Origin of the sequence: Paenibacillus sp. MER 99-2 (assembly GCF_023714095.1) — a bacterium.
Classification (GTDB): domain Bacteria; phylum Bacillota; class Bacilli; order Paenibacillales; family Paenibacillaceae; genus Paenibacillus.
In genome coordinates, this window is sequence record NZ_JAMAUZ010000011.1 from 100367 (window position 1) to 124295 (window position 23929).

19 protein-coding genes and 1 riboswitch are annotated in these 23929 nt (G+C 45.9%); of the genes, 11 read left to right on the forward strand and 8 right to left on the reverse strand.

What is annotated here, in order from left to right; genetic code table 11:
• Nucleotides 1-13 precede the first annotated feature (13 nt).
• Complete coding sequence (locus M3636_RS26685; RefSeq protein ID WP_128100245.1) at nt 14-1339, reverse strand: glutamate-1-semialdehyde 2,1-aminomutase; 1326 nt, start codon at nt 1337-1339, stop codon at nt 14-16.
• 104 nt (nt 1340-1443) lie between these two features.
• Entirely contained in the window at nt 1444-2490 is a 1047-nt protein-coding gene (locus tag M3636_RS26690; RefSeq protein WP_251384537.1) for an LCP family protein, read from the reverse strand.
• Nucleotides 2491-2693: 203 nt separating this feature from the next.
• Between M3636_RS26690 and M3636_RS26695 the strand changes: the two genes are divergently transcribed.
• From M3636_RS26695 to bcp, 4 genes are all read left to right on the forward strand, one after another.
• Nucleotides 2694-3740 (forward strand): ABC transporter ATP-binding protein, encoded by a 1047-nt coding sequence (locus M3636_RS26695; protein ID WP_251384538.1) that lies wholly within the window; start codon nt 2694-2696, stop codon nt 3738-3740.
• Nucleotides 3741-4535, forward strand: a complete 795-nt coding sequence (locus M3636_RS26700; RefSeq protein WP_056699805.1) for an ABC transporter permease — start codon at nt 3741-3743, stop codon at nt 4533-4535.
• A 4-nt stretch (nt 4536-4539) separates the two neighbouring features.
• Nucleotides 4540-5325 carry an ABC transporter permease gene (locus M3636_RS26705; protein ID WP_128100248.1) on the forward strand — a complete coding sequence of 262 codons (786 nt, stop codon included), beginning with the start codon at nt 4540-4542 and terminating at the stop codon, nt 5323-5325.
• A gap of 76 nt (nt 5326-5401) precedes the next feature.
• Nucleotides 5402-5872 (forward strand): thioredoxin-dependent thiol peroxidase, encoded by a 471-nt coding sequence (gene bcp, locus M3636_RS26710; RefSeq protein WP_251384539.1) that lies wholly within the window; start codon nt 5402-5404, stop codon nt 5870-5872.
• A gap of 170 nt (nt 5873-6042) precedes the next feature.
• Here bcp and M3636_RS26715 read toward each other — a convergent pair whose 3' ends face one another.
• The 6 genes from M3636_RS26715 to M3636_RS26740 all read right to left on the reverse strand — a co-directional run bounded on the left by M3636_RS26715 (nt 6043) and on the right by M3636_RS26740 (nt 12256).
• Nucleotides 6043-7140, reverse strand: a complete 1098-nt coding sequence (locus tag M3636_RS26715) for a GerAB/ArcD/ProY family transporter (protein ID WP_251384540.1) — start codon at nt 7138-7140, stop codon at nt 6043-6045.
• A 41-nt stretch (nt 7141-7181) separates the two neighbouring features.
• A complete protein-coding gene (locus tag M3636_RS26720; protein ID WP_251384541.1) occupies nt 7182-8285 on the reverse strand; it encodes a GerAB/ArcD/ProY family transporter in 1104 nt (367 codons plus the stop codon).
• A 17-nt stretch (nt 8286-8302) separates the two neighbouring features.
• Nucleotides 8303-8539, reverse strand: a complete 237-nt coding sequence (locus M3636_RS26725; protein ID WP_251384542.1) for a hypothetical protein — start codon at nt 8537-8539, stop codon at nt 8303-8305.
• Between the two features lie 9 nt (nt 8540-8548).
• Nucleotides 8549-9754: a Ger(x)C family spore germination protein gene (locus tag M3636_RS26730; protein ID WP_251384543.1), complete on the reverse strand. Its 1206-nt coding sequence runs from the start codon at nt 9752-9754 to the stop codon at nt 8549-8551.
• A 15-nt stretch (nt 9755-9769) separates the two neighbouring features.
• Nucleotides 9770-11290, reverse strand: coding sequence for a spore germination protein (locus tag M3636_RS26735; RefSeq protein WP_251384544.1), 1521 nt, complete (start codon nt 11288-11290; stop codon nt 9770-9772).
• 309 nt (nt 11291-11599) lie between these two features.
• Nucleotides 11600-12256 carry a DedA family protein gene (locus M3636_RS26740; RefSeq protein ID WP_128100255.1) on the reverse strand — a complete coding sequence of 219 codons (657 nt, stop codon included), beginning with the start codon at nt 12254-12256 and terminating at the stop codon, nt 11600-11602.
• Nucleotides 12257-12498: 242 nt separating this feature from the next.
• On the opposite strand from M3636_RS26740, the gene M3636_RS26745 reads away from it, so the two are divergent.
• From M3636_RS26745 to M3636_RS26775, 7 genes are all read left to right on the forward strand, one after another.
• Nucleotides 12499-13815, forward strand: coding sequence for a polysaccharide deacetylase family protein (locus M3636_RS26745; RefSeq protein WP_251384545.1), 1317 nt, complete (start codon nt 12499-12501; stop codon nt 13813-13815).
• Nucleotides 13816-13896: 81 nt separating this feature from the next.
• Nucleotides 13897-14889 (forward strand): AAA family ATPase, encoded by a 993-nt coding sequence (locus M3636_RS26750; RefSeq protein ID WP_251384546.1) that lies wholly within the window; start codon nt 13897-13899, stop codon nt 14887-14889.
• Nucleotides 14886-16274 carry a DUF58 domain-containing protein gene (locus tag M3636_RS26755; protein WP_251384547.1) on the forward strand — a complete coding sequence of 463 codons (1389 nt, stop codon included), beginning with the start codon at nt 14886-14888 and terminating at the stop codon, nt 16272-16274. Before M3636_RS26750 ends, M3636_RS26755 begins: the two co-directional genes overlap by 4 nt.
• Nucleotides 16261-18573 (forward strand): DUF4129 domain-containing transglutaminase family protein, encoded by a 2313-nt coding sequence (locus M3636_RS26760; RefSeq protein WP_251384548.1) that lies wholly within the window; start codon nt 16261-16263, stop codon nt 18571-18573. Before M3636_RS26755 ends, M3636_RS26760 begins: the two co-directional genes overlap by 14 nt.
• A 329-nt stretch (nt 18574-18902) precedes the next feature.
• A complete protein-coding gene (gene guaA / locus M3636_RS26765; RefSeq protein ID WP_251384549.1) occupies nt 18903-20441 on the forward strand; it encodes a glutamine-hydrolyzing GMP synthase in 1539 nt (512 codons plus the stop codon).
• 465 nt (nt 20442-20906) lie between these two features.
• Complete coding sequence (locus M3636_RS26770) at nt 20907-21158, forward strand: hypothetical protein (RefSeq protein ID WP_128100263.1); 252 nt, start codon at nt 20907-20909, stop codon at nt 21156-21158.
• Nucleotides 21159-21580: 422 nt separating this feature from the next.
• Nucleotides 21581-21680, forward strand: a riboswitch (purine riboswitch).
• 179 nt (nt 21681-21859) lie between these two features.
• Entirely contained in the window at nt 21860-23236 is a 1377-nt protein-coding gene (locus M3636_RS26775) for an NCS2 family permease (RefSeq protein ID WP_145410014.1), read from the forward strand.
• The last annotated feature ends 693 nt before the right edge of the window (nt 23237-23929 follow it).

Genomic DNA, 23929 nt, shown 5'->3' on the forward strand with positions numbered 1-23929 from the left:
TTAGCATTGTAAATTATTCCTGAGCCATAGCTTTGAAGGAAGCTTCTGCTGCTTCTAATGTCGCTTGTACATCCTCATCGGTATGTGCAGTAGTCAGGAACCACGCTTCATACTTGGATGGAGCCAGATTAATGCCACGGTTCAACATATGCCGGAAGAAGGACGCGAACTTTTCTCCGTCTGTATCCTGCGCCTGGTCATAGTTCGTAACCGGGTGATTACAGAAATGAGTGGAGAAGGCACCGCGAATTCGGTTGATTGTTACATCGATACCATGGCGATCTGCCGAAGCTTGTAGCCCAGTGGTCAGATCAATTGCAAGGCGTTCCATTTCTTCGTATACACCTTCACCTTGCAGCACTTCAAGGCAGGCGATACCCGCGGAGATGGAAGCCGGGTTACCCGCCATGGTTCCTGCTTGATAAGCAGGGCCGAGTGGAGCAACTTGTTCCATGACATGTTTACGTCCACCATATGCACCAATCGGGAGACCGCCACCAATAATTTTACCTAATGCCGTCAGATCTGGTTCAATCTCAGCATGATTCTCCAGACCAGCATATGTCTGAGTAGAACCATAGTGGAAACGGAAGGCTGTAATAACCTCGTCATAGATGACGAGTGAGCCATTGTCTCGTGTCATCGCGCAGAGCCCTTCTAGGAAGCCCGGTTCTGGCATGACCATACCGAAGTTACCTACGATGGGTTCAACCATGACTGCGGCAACGTCGTCACCCCAACGCTCTAGAGCGTCTTTGAGAGCATCCAGATCGTTAAAGGGAACCGTAATAACCTCATGGGCAATACTCGTTGGAATACCTGCGCTATCCGGAATACCAAGCGTCGATGGACCAGAGCCGGCAGCTACTAATACGAGATCGGAGTGTCCGTGATAACAGCCAGCGAATTTCACAATTTTGTTACGCTTGGTATATGCACGTGCTACACGAATCGTTGTCATGACAGCTTCGGTACCTGAGTTAACGAAGCGAACTTTATCCATGGAAGGGATCGCTTCTTTTAACATTTTGGCCAGATGAATCTCAAGCTCGGTTGGTGTACCGTACAGGATGCCATTGGCAGCCGCCTTCGTAATTGCCTCTGTGATATGAGGATGGGCATGTCCTGTAATAATAGGACCGTAAGCTGCGAGGTAATCAATATATTTGTTGTCATCAACATCCCAGAAATGAGCACCTTGTGCCTTTTTCATGAATACGGGTGCACCACCGCCAACGGCTTTGAATGAGCGGGAGGGGCTGTTGACGCCACCAACGATATGTTGAAGTGCTTCTTCATATAAAACTTCGGAACGTGAGCGAGATGGGAATGAGTTCATGGAATAACTTCCTTTCAATATGGTTTGAATGATTTCTATACTTAGCACAACACAGCGAGAGGGCAGCGTGATGGCTGCCCTCTGTGTGTTCGACTTCGAAGTTGTTACTGTGCTGGCTGTTCGGAGGATTTGGGTTCGTCCCCACTAGCCGTTTTATCTTCCGTTACCTTGCTGCTGTCTTCAGGATCAGCAGGCGGATGAATAATATCCTGAATGTGCTGTTTGAGTTTCTCTTCGTTTGTAACGGTTAGTACTTGTGCTCCACCAGCTGTGCGCTCTTCCTTGAGCATGTTCATTGGAGGAATCTGTTCACTACCGTTCATGCTACTCTGATATCCGAGTCCACCTAGCTTCCACATGTCGGAAAGGGTGAGATTCGTATCTACATATGGGCTAACCTCTTCCAGAATGGAAGGCAGCTTTGCGATGGTTGTTGTTGACTGCATCTTCGCCGCAACGGCCTTGAGGAACTCGCGTTGACGCTCGGATCGAGCGAAGTCTGACATCGCATCATGACGGAAGCGCACATACATCAGAGCGGTATTTCCATCTAGATGCTGATAACCTTTTTTGAGATCAATATCGTATTCGTTATTGTCTGCTTTACTTGTATAATGCATGTCCTTCTCTACGTCAAAGTCTACACCGCCAACGGCATCCACTAATTTGATGAATCCTTGGAAATCCGTATACACATAATACTGAACAGGGATACCAAGTAAGTCACTTGCGGCTTTCATTGCTGTGTTAGGACCATGTGTAATCGCGGTATTAATCCGCTCCTTACCGTAGCCGTCTATATTCATATAAGTGTCTCGCAAAATGGAGAACAGATTGATTTTTTTGGTGAGTGGATCGAGTGATACCACCATCATGCTGTCTGAACGAGGAACTTCGCCTTTGGCTAATCCACGAGCATCGACACCCATAACCAAAATATTTACGGTGTCAGTTCCCTCCCACTTCGGCGGGTCAGGGGTGTTCACTTTTTCAACATTTTCGATACCGGCAAACGGAGATTCGTCGCCTTCCTTTTGCAAACCATTCAACTGATTGAGAATAGAACCGAAATAAAATGCCGCAGCTCCACCAACAATCAATACGAAGGCGGCAAGAGATATCCATATGGTTCTCTTCGTCTTTCTGGTCATGCTAGCTCTCCTTTGTATTCAAAATGAATTAAAAATCAGTCCGATGATCATCTAGCCGAGGTTTTCCGCGCACGACCTCTTTCACAGATGCGAGAGAGGACACTCCTCACACTATTTTAAAGCTTGCTGAATTTCGACTGATACTATTATAATTTCTTTTTGGGCTACAAGCAATTTCAACAAAATCCAAGTGAGGTATAAACATGCTGGCGATTGATGTCAAAGATTTACGCAAGTCGTTTAGCGTTCAGAAGAGCCGCGGTGGCCTCAAGGGCGCGTTTCAGGACCTGTTTGCACGTCAATACCAGGAGGTACTGGCTGTAAACGACATTTCGTTTCAAATTCCGCAAGGCGAAATTTGCGGATATATCGGGGAGAATGGTGCCGGCAAATCAACAACAATTAAGATGTTGACCGGCATTTTGGTGCCTACTTCAGGCCAAATATCGGTAGGTGGATATGTTCCATATCTGGAACGGGAGAAGTTTGTACAGAATATTGGCGTCGTATTTGGTCAGCGCAGTCAGCTGTGGTGGGATATCGGCGTGATTGAATCCTTCCATCTGCTACGCAAAGTATACCGCGTAGGCGAAGTTGATTTCCGTAAAAGACTGGATGAGCTTGTTGAGCGGTTACAGCTTCAAGACCTGCTCAGTCGTCCAGTACGTAAGCTTAGCCTTGGACAGCGCATGCGTTGTGAGCTAGTAGCAGCCTTGCTGCATAATCCAGGCATTGTATTTCTTGATGAACCGACAATTGGACTTGATATTGTCGTGAAGTCCGAGATTCGGGAATTCCTGAAAGACATGAACCAGGAGCATGGTACAACCATTTTGCTGACTACTCATGATCTTCAGGATATTGAGGCACTTTGTTCAAGAGTAATCATGCTGGATGCAGGAAATATCATCTATGACGGTGGTTTGGATCATTTGAAATCCCAATGGGGAACGGAGCGAGAGATCCGCTTCAAGTTCGGTACAGCACACACGATGAGCCAAATGCAGGAGTGGACTGCCGCAATGCCTGTACGCTGGACAGTGGAGAACGAGCTGTCGGCATCCGTCTGGATTCCATTGGAGCTTAATGTATCCGACGTGCTTGGAAGGGTTGTTGGACAAGCTGACATTACGGATATTCAGATTGTTGAGATTAATACGGATGAGATCGTACGTAGTATCTATCAATCCGGTTCTGCTGAGCGCCCTGAGATCGTAACGGCAAGCAACGAAGCGGTGGGTGTATCTTAGATGAACAGTGCATTTATTGATTTCATGCGCATTCGTTTTCTAACGATGCTGGCATATCGGGTGAATTATTATTCCGGCATTTTGATATATACGCTGAATATCGGCGTGTATTACTTCACCTGGCAAGCAATTTACGGAGGAAGCGGAGAAATTGGCGGCTTCACGGCTGCTCAGATGACGACGTATGTTGCGGTGTCGTGGATGGCGCGGGCATTTTATTTTAACAACCTGGATCGAGAGATTGCGGCTGACATTCGTGATGGCTCCATAGCGATTCAATTCATCAGGCCGATTAACTATGTGATGGTCAAAATGATGCAAGGGCTTGGTGAAGGCATATTCCGCTTCTTGTTGCTAATGATCCCGGGCATGTTGATTGCCATTCTTCTCTTCCCGGTAGAGCTGCCTACTGCGCCTTCGGCGTGGATTGGTTTTCTGGTGATGCTGTTCTTCAGCTTCCTGATTAACTCCCAGATTAACGTCATTACGGGACTTGCGGCATTCTTTGTGGAAAATAACGAAGGTATGATGCGCATGAAACGGGTAGTGGTGGATCTGTTCTCAGGTTTAATTATTCCGATCAGCTTATATCCAGATTGGTTGTCAACCATCATGAAGCTGCTGCCTTTCCAAGCGATTACGTATCTGCCCGGTTCTGTATTTACGGGAAGAGTGGAAGGCACAGGCATATGGAATGTACTCGGTATTCAGGTGCTGTGGTTTGTTCTGCTGCTGATTCCGATGATGCTGATCTGGCGGCAGGCGCGTAAGCGTTTGTTCGTGCAAGGGGGTTAACGGAATGTACTATTTAAGTTTAATCGGAGAATATCTGAAAAATTATATGAAAACCAGGCTCACCTACCGTGCCGACTTCTGGGTTGAGATCATATCGGATCTGTTGTTTCAGGCAACCAATCTGATCTTTATCTTTGTTGTTTTCCGTCATACGGATAACTTAGGTGGCTGGAGCGAGAGTGAAGTTCTTTTCGTCTATGGATACTTTATGGTACCGTACGGTATCTTTAGTTGTTTCGTTAATCTGTGGGGGTTCAGTGAGCGTTATATTGTCAAGGGTGAGATGGATCGCATACTGACTCGTCCTGCCCATAATCTGTTCCAGATCTTGCTGGAGAATGTGGATCCACCGGCGCTGGTAGGTTCGTTCATCGGTTTGATTATTATGGTTATAAGCGGAGCAGAAATGGGACTAGTACTGGAGTGGTGGCATATTCCGGCGCTTATCATTCTGGCATTAAGTTCAGTAATGATCTACACGGGTATATATACCATTCTGACCTCGCTCTCGTTTTATTCAGACGCACCAACAGGAATTCTGCCTTTGATGTATAACATTCAAGGGTATGGTCGTTATCCGGTGACGATCTACAATCGTGCGATACAGGTGCTGTTAACCTGGATTATTCCATTTGCCTTTGTGGGCATCTATCCAGCAGCGCTCTTCCTAGAGCGATCGGAGATGCATCGTATGGCACTTCTGACGCCAGTCATGGGACTCGTATTTGGCTCAGTGGGCTTACTTCTATGGAATTTCGGCGTGAAACGTTATCGCGGAGCAGGATCGTAATAAATGGGTTCAACTAAACATTTTTTAGTTGAACTTACATATTGCAATTGTGAGTGAAAAATGAGGAGGGATTCAGATGACTGTAACCGTAGGCCAGATGGCCCCGGATTTTGAACTTCCGTCCAGTACGGGAGAGAATGTTAAGTTGTCCGATTATCGTGGACAGCGGGTGTTGCTTTATTTTTATCCTAAAGATCTAACTTCTTCTTGCACACAACAAGCCTGTGATTTTCGAGATCTGCATGAAGAGTTTCAAGGATTGAATACCGTCATCTTAGGCATCAGTACGGATCCGATGAAGCAGCACGATAAATTCATTGCCAAGCATGGGCTGCCATTTGCCTTGCTATCGGATGAGGAGCATCAAGTAGCAGAGCAGTATGGCGTATGGCAGCTTAAGAAGATGTACGGCAAGGAATACATGGGCATTGTGCGCTCTACCTTTTTGATTGATGAAGAGGGGAAATTGATAAAGGATTGGTCTAAAGTGCGAGTAAAGGGACATATTGAAGCAGCACTTGAGGCAGTTCGGGAGTTATCGAGCTAGTACAAGTTATTGGAAAATATAAAAGTGGAAAAGGCTGTGTTTGAGGAATGGACGATTCCTTGGAACATGGCCTTTTTGGCTATTTAGAGAGCATCCAGAAGAGTAGGGGCATCTTCGCTGTATTGCTGAAAAGAATGCTCGTCGACCGACTTTTCATTACATAGCCATGTTTAACTTTGTGTAGACTTCCCATTGCGGATTCGGTGAATCAATAACAGAAGTAATGGGATCACAAAGCCTGTTGTTGTATCCCACAAGAGCCAGGTGTTACCGGTGATGACCATATAGTAGAGCACATTGGGAGCGAGTAGCACTGCCATTGAGAAGAATAGCATGGAGGACGGTAGGATCAGCATTTTATGGCTTTTAAGTTGGAACAGTTGGGCGATTCCCGCCACAAACGAATACATGTACAATAGGCTTTTGAAGTAGGTAGAGATCAACCAGGCTGAAGCCATCATCGCCTCGATACGAAGAAAAGAACCTCCGATATTAATTTTTTTGGACAAGAAATAAGAGATGTAAATGTTATGTTGGGTGATAAATGAACCTGCTACTGCCAATGACATCAAAACAAGAAGCGTGAGCATGATACCTGCTGTTAGGGAGGACAATAACAAATCCCGTTTAAGATGGGTCTTTGTGCGGACATAAGGAATAACCATCATAAGTGCAAGTATATCTCCAAAAGGAGAAAAGGTTCCAATCGCAACACCTTTCCAGAATTCAATCAGACTGGAATTAAGTATAGGCTTAATACGAGATAACTCAACTTGTGGCAGGAGGCCTAGGAGCAGGATAAGCATGAACAGCACAAAGATCGGAAGTAGAATCTCGCTGGTGGCACCAATGCTGCTGATTCCTTTGAGAAGAGCCCATGTGAGTGCTGCCACCATCAAGATGATAATTGCTCGAATCGGAGTATTAATGTAAATTTTTGTGGTTAAGAAGTCCCCAACTTCTCTAATACACGTAGAGGCGATCATGGCAAAATAAAATAGGTAGGCTACCGTGAAAATAGTTCCCATCCATTTCCCAAGAATCTTCATACAGATCTGAATAAAACTTAACTCAGGGTAAGTACGGTGAAGTTTATAGATTACATACACAATGAGTAATCCGAATGGTTGACTTACGAGTGAAGCGAGCCAAGCATCCTGCTTAGCGGAGGCAGCAATCATTGAAGGGTAGATCAAGGTCATGTCGCCAAGGACGACCAGGAAGGTGAGTGCTGTGAACTGTTTAAGTGTAAGCGTTTCTTTGTTCATACCTGGACTCCTTTAAGCGCTCATGATTTCAGGCTGACTGTTCATGATTTCTTACGATGAGAAATTGATTTGATCCAATGGATCATAAGAAGCAATCCTGGAAGGATAATGCCTATCGTCGTATCCCAATCCACCCAATAAGGTACGACGGTGATAATGATATACGTAATCCCGGGCGAGATCAGATTGGCAAGTCCAAAGATCAGCAAGCCAGTAGGTAGAATAAGTCGACGATATTGTTTCATGTTAAACAGTTCAGCGATACCTAGTACAAAGACATAGAGATAGATGCACGCTTTAAAATAAGTAGAGATTAACCATGCAGAGGCCATAAAGGCTTCAATGCGTTGGAAAAAGTCACCAATGTTGATCTTTTGCGACAAAATGAAGGATGCGTAGATATTATGCTGTGTAAGAAAAGCACCTAGAACAAGCATAGATATTGTGACTAGAGATGAGAGGATAAGGCTTCCAATGCCCGCAGCCAGAATAACGTCCCTGTTTCGATGAGCGGTTTTGGCAGTGTAGGGAAGGAGCATGAGAATAGGGATAGCCTCGCCCACCGGATAAATGATACTAACCAAGATGCCTTGAGCAATTGTAACGCTAGTGTTCTCTCTGACTGGCTTTAGATTATTGACATCAACCTGGGGTAACAAGCTAACGACAAGAACAACGATAAATACAATAAGCAAAGGTAACAGAAGTTCGCTGGTTCGTCCTAGTGACTCCACACCATGAAAGACGGCCCACACAATAGCAATGACAAATAATAAAATGACAACCCGGATCGGTGTGTATATGAAAATTTGGGTTGTCATGAAATCCCCAACTTCTCGGGTATGGGTGGCAGCTCCGATTACAAAAAAATACAGGTAAAAAAGAGATAGCAGTGTTCCAGGCCAGTAACCTAAAATGGATCTGGAGAGGGATACGAGGTTTTGACCCGGATAGGCGTTGCCCAGTTTAAGGAACATTGCCATGAGACCCATCCCTAAAGGAATACCGACCAGAGCACACATCCAGGCATCCTGTTTCGCATAGGACGTAATTACGGAAGGATAGATCATCATCATGTCGCCAACGACCATCATGATCGTTAGCGTAGCCAATTGTCTCGTTCCAAGCCGCCCTTGCTCAAGCATATCTCCACCCCTTTTAACTAAGTACCTGTAATTCGAGCTAATAACTGATTGATTGGTTCATAGATCCAAACCACGAGCTTTAAGGGACTCGGAAATTCCCACAGATTGACCGCGATGACACTAAACGTGATGCCTGCTAGAAGTAAGACACTATATACTGCCGTTTCTTTCCATTGCTTATTCTTAAACAGGGTTGGGAGATCAATCCAGCCGATGATGATTCCAATCACTACGGCGATAATGGAGAGAACCATGCGATATTATCACTCCTTTAGCTCATTTTGGAATGAATTATCCAACGTACCCACACGTCTGATTTGTGAATTTGCTTCATAGTTAACCTCAAGGTCTGCGAAATGTTGATCCCAGTTCTCTCTTACCTTTTCGAAATATTTAGGGTTAGTCTGATATATCTCTTGGCCGAATCCAAAGATATCAACGTGGAATTTGCGCCGCACGGAATTCACCGAATTTTTCATTAACTCAATGAGCCGTTCTTCGGATAGTTTCTCTAATTCATGGATGGCAGTCATGGAACCAATCTGAAAATTGCACTCCACCGAGCCAATGGAAGAGACGTTTTTGACTTTAAGATTAATGACCGGTTCTCCACGCATAAATTTTACTTTGCGATCAGTTGATGTTCGAAGTGTCTTCATCGTTACCGTGCCCTCGTCCTTTGGACAATCCACATGACCAACAGTTGTTTTGACATTACCCTTTACATAATTGAATCCTTTGGATTCTTCTTCGGTTAACCAACCAATCAGCTTGTCCTTTTTAAAGACAGATAGTCCAGTTGTATTGAGGCGTGCAGGCACGATGATGTTCTCGATATTACTCTTTTCCCCGCTTTTGCTAGCGTCCCCTATAATTTCTACCCCAGTAATCACAGGTTGTATGCCTGGGGATAGCATAGTATTGATTAGATCGTCTCCGGTTACCGTGGTGGTAGGTGACCAGATCTTGGCGGAGACATCAAGTGAATTAAATAACTTTTCCGCAGGAATGTTATCAAGTGGCGTGAGCAAATCAAGAACCTTGGAAGCCTGGGTCTTCCTTGCTACCATAACGTAATAGTCAGGACGAACAGTAGGCTCACGCATGAGTCCCTCCATAACGTCATAAATCCCTTCTTCCCTTGCATACTCTTCCCCGAACACAAGAATTCGGACATGTGCCATGAAGATTCGACGCGGACTTGTTTCGGTCAACTTTTGAATGGCTTCCAGCATAGAGTCTGCTGTGGCTTGGTACTGTGTAACCGGCGTACCTCTTCCTCCACCAGATTTGGAAGAGATTTCGGCGGGCACAACAACTTGAGCACTAACCTTTATTTTGTCGCCGTCCTTGTCGATACCCAGACCTAGCATAATACCAAGTTGGTTAAGCTCCTGACGATCCCAACATCCGGTTAGGAGAGGGAGGACTACGAGAAAGCAGGATATAAGGCGTAAGGATGTCTTCATGTCATGTTCTCCTGACTATCGTTGTTGCTTCTTTTTTTTAGGGGGCTGTCTGTTGACGTTCGGTGATTTTGTAGATTGTGGACGAGTTCTCATATCAGGCCACGGTACCCGGAACAACGTATCTTTTAAGTCACTCTGAATGAAGGGAGCAAAAGGTGACATGTACGATACACCGAATGAACGAAGCGAACACAGATGAGTGACAGTAATAAGCAGTGCAATCAAGATGCCGTAGAAACCAAAGGCAGCCGCCAACATCATCAGCACAAAGCGTAAGATCCGGACAGAGATCGATAGACCGTTCTCTGGAATGACATAACTTGAAATCGCGGTAATGGAAACGATAATGACCATTGCTGCTGAGACGACCCCAGCATCAACCGCTGCTTGACCGATAACAAGTGTACCTACGATGGAGACAGCCTGACCGACCGTTTTGGGAATTCGGATACCCGCTTCTCGCAAGATTTCGTAGGTTAACTCCATGAGTATTGCCTCAATGAACGCTGGGAAGGGTACACCTTCACGTTGTGCAGCGAGGCTGATCAGCAGATTGGTCGGTAACATCTCTTGGTGAAAGGTTGTGATGGCAATGTAAAAGGATGGAGCTAGTAGAGCAATAAAAAATGCCAGGTACCGAATCATACGAATCAGTGTACTAATATCTGCCCGTTGATAATAATCCTCGGGGGATTGAAAGAAATGTACAAACAAGGCCGGAACAAGCAATACAAAAGGGGTACCGTCCACAATAATGGCAACTCGACCTTCAAGCAGTGCAGCAGCTACAGAATCGGGGCGTTCGCTGTTATAGACCGTCGGGAAGATGGTGCGTGTCTCATCCTGAACAAACTCCTCTATATATCCGCCCTCCAGGATGCCATCGATATCGATCTGATCCAGACGTGTTCTGAGCTCTTCAACGACATCATTGTTGACCGTACCCTTGATGTAGAGTACAGCGATTCTTGTTTTGGTGATCTGTCCAATTTCTCTTTCTTCAATCCAGAGGCGAGAATCCCGTATTTTTCTACGAATCATCGCTGTATTTGTACGTAAATTTTCATTAAATCCTTCCATGGGGCCACGGACAACAGTCTGAGAAATAGGCTCGCTGACAGAGCGATCTTCCCATCCGGCGGCTCCAATCTTGAGACCACGCACGGAACCCTCAATTAACAGAATGGCAAAGCCTGCAATCATGGCATTTAATGCATCATTCATATCCTCAATAAGCAATACTTCACTAGCGGCAAGAACATCGTTTTGCAGGTATATCAGATGTTCATCATCTACTGAGAAATCAGGGAGTTCCCGTCGCTGTAGCAATGATTCAAGAATTGCTTGATTTAATATCTGTACGTCAACGAGCCCATCGATATATAGCAGAACGGCAGGCCATTTGTGCAAGCATTGAAAAGGGCGGATCATTAAGTCATTGCTGTTACCCATCATCTCTTTGCAGTACTCTATGTTTTGACTCAGATTTGGATGGATCTGCTGTGATGTATCATGGCTTTGCGCATCGATGCTCATCTTCGATCCCCCCTTACATCCTTTATTTGCAAAGTAGTATGACCTGAATGAATACAGATTATGACAACAAAGTGAAGGTAACGAAGAGGCAACATAAATTGACTCGAATCATACAGATTACATAGAGCAATACGTTGAAAGTGGATTTAGGAAATTGTTGAGGGTTTGGAGTAGTCATGGGCTTCTCCGGCTATAGTGCGGTATCGTATGTTGATTTTCGTGAGCAAGGTTATTTAAGACGTAGAAAAAATAAAAAAAAGAAGCTGCATAGTCTGCGGCTCCTTGTCATGGGATGTGTGGAAACGACGTTCAGTCTGCATTTTGTTTTTGTCGTTGGGGAACAGGGGCGCTTTTCTTCATGTTGCGGTGACTCCAGACCGTGCGGTAACGGTAGACCACAGCGACTAATAAGAGAAGTCCAACACCAGCTAGGAGGTACGCGGAGTACTGATGCGCGAGCTGAAATACGACGTTCCACTGAGGGCCAAATAGTTTGCCGATGCCTAAAAATAAGACGACCCAGAATAACGCACCCGAGTAAGCGTAGAGAGCGAATTTACGAAAGGGAATGGCAGCAATGCCTGCAAAATAACCTGTAAAGTGTCGTACACCTGGAATGAAATAGCCAATGAAGATCAAGCCGTTACCGTATTTGCCAAACCATTTTTGCGTTTTATCCAGCTTGTCCTGCTTCAGTAAAAACCATTTCCCATAGCGGGTTATAAACGGCAGCCCTGCCTTAGCTCCAATAAAATACGTGATGGTCATGCCGATCGTTGTTCCTAGAAACGCAAGGATAAGAAGGATTCCGAAGTCGAGCTGTCCTTTGTATGATAAATAACCTGCATAGGCCATCGTTGTTTCTCCTGGGAAGGGGAGGGCAATGAACTCAAGCAACAGTCCAAAAAATAATACACTATATCCGTAGGATCCAAATAAATGTTGGATCTTCTCAAGCAATTCCAATACTTTTCACTCTCCTGAAGTTAAGGTGTGAGTTACGAGCGAACCATAACTCTCGGGGCACGTCTTGTTTAGGATATGCTACCTAATTCATGGCCAAGAATCAATCGTAATCCATACGATACCGATCCCAAAAATTATAGTGAAGAATGACGTCTTTTTTTCACATGCCCTCCATATAATTCTAACAAATCCGCTGAAGTCTATCAGCAAATTTACTAGAAACGTTGGAGGTTGATTCATAAATGACGCAGATCATGGAATCGAGAATCAGTGTAGAAGTAGATATGTCCGTGAATAGTACCCAAAAACATACATGTAGGCTTCCCCAATGGATTACGTTCCTAGTCCGGGTGGCAATAACGATATGTCTGTTTACGACATGCCCGGGGATAACCAACATTTCTTATGCTTCAGGTTCTAATGTACCCACTCCCAGCGAGAATAATAATTCGAAGAAGATGGTTTATCTGAGTTTCGATGATGGCCCTGGAGTACATACTCGGGAAGTGCTGGATATTTTGAGTAAAGAGGAGATCCCCGCTACGTTCTTCGTACTTGGTGAGCAGGCGCAGCGAAATCCTGAACTTATTCGAGCAATTGTAGAAGACGGACATGCAGTGGGAAATCATACTTTTAATCATAATTACAAGCAATTATATAGTGATTTTAAAGAGTTCTGGAAACAGATTAAACAGACGGAAGAAGTGATATATGGAATCACCGGGTTACGTCCTAATCTGGTTAGAGCACCGGGTGGGAGCTACGGTCACTTTGATCAAAGCTATTTCGACCTGTTGCAGCAAGGGGGATACACCGTAATGGATTGGAATGTGGACAGTGGAGATTCCAAACGTAAAGGTGTGCCTGCAAGCGAAATTCTACGTAATGCCACCAAGGTGCCTGCTGGAACCAGCTCGGTTATTGTATTGATGCATGATGGAGGAGCACACGCCGAAACGGTAAAAGCTTTACCGGAAATTATCCGTTATTACAAAGAGCAAAACTATCAATTCGATACGATTAAAGCTTCCGATGAGCCTGTCCAATTTCGCGTTAAGTCGGATGGGGCATATGCTTCTCGTAAAGCACCTGGCAAAGCATGGATTGCTGAGCATGTAGAGTCCAATTCAGAATTGTGGCTGGCAGGTAAGGAACTAAAGGTTGAAATAGGGATGGCGGCAGCAACTTTGCGATCAGGAGAATTTCGTGTAGAAGAGCAGCAGATCATGGTGCCATTGCGAAGCTTCATGAAGAAGTTCGGCAGTAATGCACGTTGGGATGCAGAGACAAGAACGGCTTCGGTAGTCTGGAAAGATCGAACCATCTACGCTAACAGCATCAGTGGGGAATTAACTTCAGGACGATTAGGGCAAGCGGGAGATAACGTGAAGGGGAAGGTTCGAAGCCAGGGCGGTACAACTTGGGTTCCACTTCGAGATCTGTTAGAAGAGATGGGACTGAGCGTACAATCGATGAAGTCCAATAAAGTAGAGTGGACGGTGAAGGCGAACATCCCTGTGGCTGCAGTGGGAAGGGGAAATCTTACAATCTACGTCTAATCTCTCAACTTCCGGGCAACACTAAAATCATAGATTACTATGACTTAGAAATGCCGATGAAATGGAAGGAGAACGAGTGATATGACATATATGCGAATAGAACATGAGCATGCAGTGGAGTTATTAAATAGAGTAATCAAACGAGTCGAGACTGCCATTATTGGTAAGAACCAAGAGATTCAATATGTGCTTACGGCAATGCTCGGTGGTGGACATACACTTCTGGAGGATGTACCAGGCACAGGCAAAACGATGTTAGTTCGTGCTATGGCTTCTGCGCTTGACTGTTCCATGGGACGCATTCAATTTACTTCGGATGTTATGCCGGCAGACGTAATGGGTACCTCGATATATCATCCACCTACAGGGGAGTTCACGTTCCGCCCTGGTCCGGTGATGTCTAATTTCGTGTTGGCCGATGAGATCAATCGGGCTTCGCCCCGAACCCAGTCGGCTCTACTAGAAGCGATGGAAGAGCGCCGAGTTACGGTTGATGGTACAACGTATACGTTACCGCGTCCTTTCTTTTTGCTAGCGACGCAGAATCCGTTGCAGTTTGAGGGCACATACCGTTTACCTGAAGCACAGCTTGATCGTTTCATGATTAAGATTGGACTCGGATACCCTGAGCCTGATCAAGAAGTAGAGCTATTAACACGGATGCAAAATAGAGAGTCCAGCTTGGCAAGTCCACCGGTCATGCTCGCAGAAGAAGTGGTAGCGATGCAACGTGAGGTTCGGCTGGTACATGTTGATGCGGTCATTAAGCAATACTTGGTCTCTGTCGCTGTAGCGACACGTAGCCATCCATCCGTGAGACTTGGAGTTAGTCCTCGGGGCACACTTGCTTGGATGGTTGCCACACAGGCCTTTGCCTATCTTCGAGGACGCAGTTATGTGATTCCGGATGATGTCAAAGAGATGGCAATTCCTGTACTTTCCCATCGCATTCAGCTTAAATCCCAGAACAGAGCAGAGGGTTCATGGTCACAGGAGCAGGTGATTCATGAGGCGCTGTCTTCCGTTCCGATTCCGGTTCAGTTGTCGGCACAGGGAAGGGGACGGAGGCAATGAGCATATTTGCCGGGCGTCTAATCAATGCAGCCCTTATCTTGGCTTTTGGCTCCCTCTTCATATGGCATGGAGGCAAATCGGTACTGTTTCTCTTCGTCATCACACTTCTGATTGGAGTTAGTGGAGTAGTTATCCATGCCTGTGGTCCACGTAACATTGATATTCGTAGACATCTGCAATCCAAGCGTATGTTATCTGGGGAAACCATTCATGTGCGAGTCGAGCTGGAATTCAGAAGCCGTATTCCGCTGTTATGGGTTGTTCTGTGCGAGAATACACCTGCTGGTGTGCATCGCAAATGTTTTTTTTCAGGGATGCAGCGGCAATTCACCTATCAATATCAGTTGTCTGGGTTGAGAAGGGGTATCTATGAATGGGATAACGGTCGATTATATTGGGGAGATATTTTCGGTTGGAATACGTTATCTGCGGAGACGAGTGGAGGAACCTCGCTGATCGTTGTGCCTTCTGTCACGGTCACTGAACATGCAGAGAGCCTTATCACGACATCTACAGTTGCAGGAGAGGGACAGCTGTCCGAGCAGAGAAGTCTGCAGGGAAGCCGGGGTCATGAGTTCCGCGATTATCAGCATGGTGATCCAATGAAACGAATCCACTGGAAAAGTACAGCCAAAACCGGGAGACTTCAGACGTTTATCCCTGAAACAATGGAATCACCATCGCTTCAAATCTTGGTATATGAAGACCAGGCAGGTTATGCGCAGCCCTGGGATGATTCAAGCAATCATACTGCTTTTGAACGGGTTATCAGTATGGCAGCAAGGTGGATTCATCAAGCTGATCTGGATGGTATTCCGTATCAACTGTGGTCAAGCGACAGAGAAGGTCTTGTTCGTGAACAGACGTATAGATTCGGTGAGATGCCATCTGCTGATGATTTAGAGCGCTCTCTGGATCGGTTAGCGCAGGCACGGATTATCCAGACTTCGCAAGCTGTTTCCAGCTTGATGGATCGGGCGATGCTAGAACATATGCCGACTGGATCGCGTGTTATTGTGCTCAGTGGACGAATGGATGCGGCTCTATATCAATGGGTGCTAGATGCTATGAGTCTAGGAGTCCAGGTAGAGGTGCAATTAACGGAGACAACAGGTACAGGTCTAACTTCCCATCGGAAACTTGATATAGGAATGAAGTCGACTTTGGACAAGGCCAATAATGCAGGCGTCAGTAATAAATGGAAATTTTCAATTCGAAGTACCTCGAACTTGCATACTCAAACTCAATCCCAACCATCTGTACTTCAGTCCCAGTCCGCAGCGTGGCTAGAGCAGCTTCAGCAGTGCGGGGTACAAATCTGCAACGTGGCAGAGCAGCAGACACCTCCTGTAGGAAAGGTGGTGGTTACGGATGTGGGAGCATAGTCCGAACCACCACTCACGATCCAGTGAATCTGCAGGAGAAGGCTTGTCATACTTTAATCTGGACAACAGAACCAAAGAGACAGAAGCAGAGCCTCTTAAGTATAGGTTATTCATCTGTACACTGCTGCTGCTAATGTCCCTGGAATGGATCTACCCCGTGACCTCTTCCGGGCAGCAGGGAAGTGAGCGTTTTTTATTGGTTATGGCCGGATTAACTGCTGCACTGCTTGTGGTGGGATTATTTCGCACCGGTTGGATTGCAGGCACGGTGGTTCGATTATGTATTGCTTTTGTTGCGCTATGTCTGATGTACGGTGGACAAGATCCACTTGGATGGGGGATCACGTACCCTGAGACGCTAAGATCAGATTTGGATGCCTTTATGCAAAGTGGGCGTTTTTATAGCATAAGTACAGAAACACGAGGGTTCTTCATGATGTTTGGCTGGAGCATGCTGATCACCTCGGTGCAGTCTCTAGTTTTGCTGCGTCTGAGCGTCATGTTATTTGGTGGAGCCACGCTCGTATATTTGATGCTACTTGAATCACTAGCTGGACTGGATGTCTACGCGTCCATCGTACGATCGGTACTTTGGATCATGCTGATTCAGGCTCTCTTGCAGCTACTCCGTTTATCTGGTGGCGTTACCACACCGCGCTATGCACTGAATCCTTATGGACGCTGGAGTATCGTGACTGTACTTGCCGTCATGGCGATGGTTTCTTTCTCTGGATTGCCAGGTCAATTTAGTTCAATCTCTCAACCTGAGCGTATATCTCTTGATGAGATTGGTGAACGACTGGCACACTGGGCAGGATATAACGCAGGAGATAGTATTCCTGCGGCAGCATCAGTAACAGGATATAGCACTGCCGATGCTCCTATGGGTGCGCCTCTGACTCAAGGGGATACAGTCTTTTTCGTGGCGAACAGTCCAGAACCGACGTATTGGCGCGGGGAGACTCGCTCATATTATAACGGCAGCACGTGGAGTGATCCTGCGCAAAGTTTCGAAACAGCCAGTCCATCCGGGTTACTGCGTACAGATGGATGGGAGAATCAGAACTATTGGACTCGCATTCGGCAAACCGTTACGATGCAGCGGGAGTGGAAGGGGCCGAATCCACTCTTTACGGGCGGAATGCCGCTCAATGTATCGTTTCAGGATAGTGAAAGCATCAATGAGAAAACCATGCTCTCGCTTTTGTCGAACAGGGATTCAGCGACGCTGTGGTTGTCAGGTTCAGGCCGCCGTGTATCCGTTAAACGTTATGCAGCAGATGTTATGATTCCTACAGCCGAGCCAGAGCATTTACGTCTTCTGGAAAGGAAGCAACGGAGTATAGATCCTGCCGAAATTCGTAGAACTTACCTACAGCTTCCGGACTCACTGCCAGGGCGTGTGCGCTCTTTGGCAGATGAGATTGTGAAAGGGAGCGAGACACGATACGATGCGGTGCATGCAGTCCAGACGTATCTGGCTAATCATGCTGAATACACACTGGATACACGTATGCCTCCGCGTGGAACGGATTTTGTGGATGATTTCCTGTTTGTCACGAGGCAAGGGTACTGCAATCATTTCTCAACAGCGATGGTTGTCCTTCTGCGTGCAGAAGGTATTCCAGCACGTTGGGTCAAAGGATTTGGCACAGGGGAGCTGGACCCTAAAGTTCCGGGGCAGTACACCATTACCCAAGGTGATGCTCACTCTTGGGTAGAAGTGTATTTTCCAGGCGCAGGCTGGATGCCGTTTGAGGCAACGCCTGGCTTTGTTATACCGCAGGCGAAGGCGAGTGCTGACGCCGAAGCTACGCTGCTTCAGGATGCAGGGGCGCAGCCGCGACTGGATCCGTGGTCTGGTGCGAGCGCTTGGCTGCTGGCTCGCGCCCAGGCATTTGTCGCGGCGCCTTGGCTCACCGCGACGGCACTTGCGGCAGCGGCGGCATTGTGCGCCGCTGTAGCCTTTGGCGTGCGGCGGCTTCGCCCCGCGCTGCCGCTGAGGCTGCTGCTGGCATGGCCGCGCAGCAGCTTTCCAGACCGGGAGCGGCTGCTACGCGCCGCCGCTCCGGTCTGGCCCGCGCTTGCGCGGCAGTACGGCCCGCGGCCGCCGGGTATGACGCTGCGGGAATACGCAGCGTCACCCGCCGTGGCCGCAGGCACGGACAGCGCGGACATCGCGCGGTTTGCAGCCGACTGGGAACGGCTGCTGTACGGTCCAGAGCGTCCGTTGCGCGCGGACAGTCTGGACTTCCTGCGCCGGGCGCTTCGGCTAGCCCGGCGGTTGCCAAGGCGCTAGCTAAACGGCAAGGCCCACGTTTAGCCGCCTGTTCACGGACGCCTCTCTTTGCCTAGCGGCGAACGAGGCGTCTTTCCGCGCTAACCTTGAAGCATTGGTTAGGTTACTATTGATTAGAGGTGCTTTTATTCAAGAAGAAGGTGTGGAAAGAGCAGGAAAGAATGTGGAACTGGATTGAACAAAAGTGCAGTTGCACTACGAAAAGAAGCATTCTTTCGTTCTCCATTCATGTTGCTCATAAATTGTCGAATAAAGGAGTTTAGCCTTTCCTTGACGGTATGTTTTGTCGTTGCGTATAATTAGTTTCATTAATTGAGGGAGGCACGGTAATGAATAAGCAGAATGAAATTGTGGTTGTCCTTGACTTTGGGGGCCAATACAACCAGTTAATCGCCAGAAGAATCCGGGATCTTGGCGTATACAGCGAGCTTTTGCCGTATAATACACCGGCTGAGAAGATCGCAGAATTGTCACCAAAAGGAATCGTATTCTCCGGAGGTCCGTCCAGCGTGTACGCTGAGAATGCGCCGCACGTAGATCCAGGTGTATATGATCTTGGACTTCCAATCTTCGGAATCTGTTATGGCATGCAGCTTATGGCTCAACAGCTTGAAGGTAAAGTAGAACGTTCCGAGAAGCGTGAGTATGGTAAAGCAGACCTTGAGTTTGCTGCAGGTGCAGCATTGGCACAAGGCATTGAAGGCGAACATACTGTATGGATGAGTCATGGTGACCATGTTGTTACGCTTCCTCCGGGTTTCAAACTGGATGCAGGCACGGAAAGTGCGCCAATCGCTGCGATGAGTAACGATGAGCGCAAATTGTATGCTGTTCAGTTCCACCCAGAAGTGCGTCACTCCGTTCGTGGTAACGACATGATTAGCAACTTCTTGTTTAATATCTGTGGTTGCGAAGGCAACTGGACTATGGAAACTTTCATCGATGACACGATCAGAGACATCCGTGAAAAAGTAGGCGACGGTAAAGTGCTGTGCGCACTCAGTGGCGGCGTAGATTCCTCCGTTGTAGCTGCTTTGTTACACAAAGCGATCGGTGATCAACTGACATGTATGTTTATCGACCACGGTCTGTTGCGCAAAGGCGAAGCTGAAAGCGTAATGGAGACGTTTGTTGGTAAGTTCGACATGAAAGTTGTCAAAATTGATGCACAAGAACGCTTTATGTCCAAGCTGGCTGGTGTGGATGATCCAGAGCAAAAACGTAAAATTATCGGCAACGAGTTTATTTACGTATTTGACGAAGAGTCCAAGCAGTTCGACGATTTCACATTCCTGGCGCAAGGTACACTGTATACGGATATCGTAGAAAGTGGTACAGCAACAGCGCAGACCATCAAATCTCACCACAACGTTGGCGGTCTGCCGGAAGACATGAATTTCAAACTGATCGAACCGCTGAACACGCTGTTCAAGGATGAAGTGCGTAAAGTAGGTACAGAGTGCGGCTTGCCAGACGAAATTGTACACCGTCAACCGTTCCCAGGACCAGGTCTTGCGATCCGTGTTCTTGGAGAAGTGACGGAAGAGAAACTGCAAATCGTTCGTGATTCCGACTACATTCTGCGTGAAGAAATCGCCAAAGCCGGTCTTGACCGCGAAATCTGGCAATACTTCACAGCACTGCCGAACATGAAGAGTGTTGGCGTTATGGGTGACGCTCGTACGTATTCCTACACTGTAGGTATCCGTGCCGTAACATCCATCGATGGTATGACAGCGGACTGGGCACGTATCCCTTGGGACGTATTGGAGAAAATCTCCGTGCGGATCGTTAACGAAGTGGATAACGTAAACCGGATCGTCTATGACGTAACTTCCAAACCACCTGCAACGATTGAGTGGGAATAGTTAATTAATTTTAAAGAAGCTTGGTTGAGCCTTAGTTCCATAAGGTTTCTACCAAGCTTTTTTTGTTTTATGGCATTAATAAAAATTAGCAGTCAAGTCTATTTGTTCAACATCCCAGAAACTTAGCACTGGGTATTTGAGGAGAAAGACGTTGTATTCCTTAATTTTTTGACCAACTAGCAAATTGAATTCTCACACTCATATCGTTATGGGGGCTATCCTCGATTATCGCTTGGGTAACAATGTATCCAATAATCTTAAAATGGGGTAAAGGATACAACAATACAATCAGAGATTGGCTGGTCGCAATAATACGATGCAGTGAGAGCGTAAGGAAGCACATCTGAGTGTATATTTATTTCTGTTCTTCATCTTCTTTTTAGGCTCACTTCAGATTTTTTTCAGGTTTAAGTTCTATACTGAGTTCATATTACGGCAATTGGCAACTGAAAGGAGATTGAGTGTATGCGTAAAACCGACAATATGAGCAAATGGAAGATGGGCATTGGAAGTGCATTTCTGATGGTGATGCTGGCAGGATGCGGTTCTGGGGTGCAGGATCTGGCTTCCGGTTCTGGTGATTTTTCATTTGTGAACTTAGAGGCGGCGGATACATCTTCCGATCAGACCAGAAACCAGGAAGTATCCTCTGACGTAACAACAAACACAGATCAGAGCCAAAACAAGCTATACGATGTTCAACAGACGGAAATATAATCGACGTAGGACTGATGTAAGAGAAGTATCTGGCTGTGTCACAAGTTACTTTACAGGCTTAATATTAAATCTTTGCTCTAATAAAAGACAGGGCTATCGTTTATAAGGAATAACTGTATTGTTCATCTTCTCGACATGCTTATATGAACACAAGCTACCTTTATTGAAGCATTGGTTTTGCTTTGAAAAAGGTAGCTTTTTAATATGCTGTTAACTATATATCGTAGTGAAATGGAGTCTGACAAAATGGACATATTCTACTAGAAAAATAGCTGAGAAACTCAAAGGTAATTGGTTTGTAAACCGCTAACCTGGTTCTTTCTGTTAAATAATACGAACGATATGTAGGATGCATGGAAGTAACATTCGTTTTTATCATTGACAAAATAGAACTCACCCTCCTAAAATAGTGATGGGAAACAAACAAATAGCGCATACTAATTCGTATAATCCTGGGGATTGGCCCGGGAGTCTCTACGAGATCACCCTAATGATCTGGCTACGAAGAGGAGCAGGCTAAGCACATAAATTCTACATGATTGCGTCTTACATCACACACGCACATTAGAATTTTTTTGTTCTTGGTCAAAAGGCTTTGGTGCCGCTCCTAGTCAAGCTGAGCTCTGGGGATATAACATCTTCAGGGTCATTTGTCGTTTTTCAATATGGCTTCAACATCTCTAAGGGGGAGTAAGTGAATTATGGATCGTTTCTTTAAACTCAAAGAAAACGGAACAAATGTTAGAACGGAGATTGTTGCGGGTCTGACCACCTTTATGACAATGGCTTACATTCTTTTTGTAAACACGTTGTTTCTAGGTTCTAATGGGGCGGGTATGTCCGATAATGCCGTATTTTTTGCAACGGCCGTCGGCGCTGGATTAATGACAATTATTATGGGATTGTTCGTAAATATTCCGATTGCGCTCGCACCGGGCATGGGATTGAATGCGTACTTCATGACAGTGGTTCTTAGCTCGAATGGTGCAATTACTTGGCAGGCAGCTCTTGGAGCTGTGTTCCTTTCAGGTATCGTGTTCATTATTTTGACCGTGACTAGAGTACGGCAAATGCTGCTCGTTGCAGTACCGCAATCGATTAAAATGGCTATCACAGTCGGTATTGGTTTGTTTATTACGATTATTGGTTTCAAATTGGCTAACTTAGTAGCAGTAACCGTGAACGTAGCGCCAGATGCAGATCTGAGCCAGCCGATTCCAGGTAGTAGCTTCAACCTTTCACTGGGTAACTTCGTAACACATCACGATGCACTACTTGCTCTTATTGGTTTGCTGCTTATTGCTATTCTGATGGTTATGCGAATCAAAGGAGCTCTCTTGATTGGGATCGTGGCAACAACGTTGATCGGGATTCCGATGGGAGTTACTAATCTGAGTGGATTGTCTGGCGCAAGCTGGTTGCCTAACTTCAGTGACCTGGCTGTAGGACAATTGGATCTTAAGGGCGCAATTAGCCTAGGTTTGTTTGAAATCATCTTTATCTTTACCTTTGTTGAATTGTTCGACACGTTCGGCACAATGGTAGGGACAGCAACACGTATGGGCATTATGAAAGATAAGAAAAAAGGCGAGAAAACGATCGGTAAAGCGATGCTCGTCGATGCAGTTGGTGTCAGCGCAGGTGCGGCATTGGGTACAAGTACAATTACTGCATATGTTGAGAGTGCTTCTGGTGTAGAAGCGGGTGGACGTACAGGACTGACTTCTGTAACTACGGGTCTGTTGTTTATTCTTGCACTGTTCATCGCTCCGTTGGCACTGGTTGTTCCTTCTGCTGCGACTGCTCCAGCGCTGATCATTGTAGGTGTACTGATGATGAGTCAAGTTCGTAGCATTGAATGGGATGACTTCCTGCAAGCTTTCCCTGCGTTCCTTACCATTGTGCTGATGCCTTTCACAGGTGGAATCGCGAACGGAATCTCTGCGGGTATCGTATCTTATGTAATTTTGGCGGTATTCAGTAACTTGGTAACAGAACGCAAAGTGAAGATTCACTGGTTGATGTGGATCTTGGCGATTATCGTAATATGCCGGTATGTATTTATGGGCGGCGAATAATCGACCGATTGAAATTAAACTTGTATCAAAATTGAAGAAGAAGAAGCTAACGCAATGGCATCTTGCCAGAGTGTAGGCTTCTTTTTTTGTTTCCTTCTATATAAAGTAAGAAGCAATTGAACTGTAATGCTATGATTTATGTTTATACTTTCACTTCAATGGTGGTGAATAAAGATGTGAAGTATACATGTAGTAGATCGTTGTAGTGTAGTGGCTGGGAAAGTTGCCTTATGAAAACATTGGAGTGAAATGAACTTGCGAAGCGCTAAGGTGAAGAAGCTAGCTCCTGAATGATTAGAGGTAACTTAGGGACTTGTATTATAGAAGCAATTATAATTAGGAAAATATATTATAGAAGAAACTTATCTCCAGAAAGGATGGTATTTAGAAAACTAATTTAATTATGAAAAAAAAGCTTGCGTTCCAGATCTGTACATGGTATATTCTAATTCCGGCCAAGAAAACACGAGAAACACGGTGTGGCAAGCAAATGAAATAAGCTTCGAAAGAAACTTAAAAAAAGAGCTTGCAAAGTTGGTTCGGATGTGATAAGATATAAAAGTTGTTGACGAGAAGTAATGTCGGCGCTGAAATAAGTTTGATCTTTGAAAACTGAACAACGAGTGAGTAACGATCTTGCTTGCAAGATCGACGCTAAGAAATCAGTACATGTCTTCGGACTGGATGATTTCG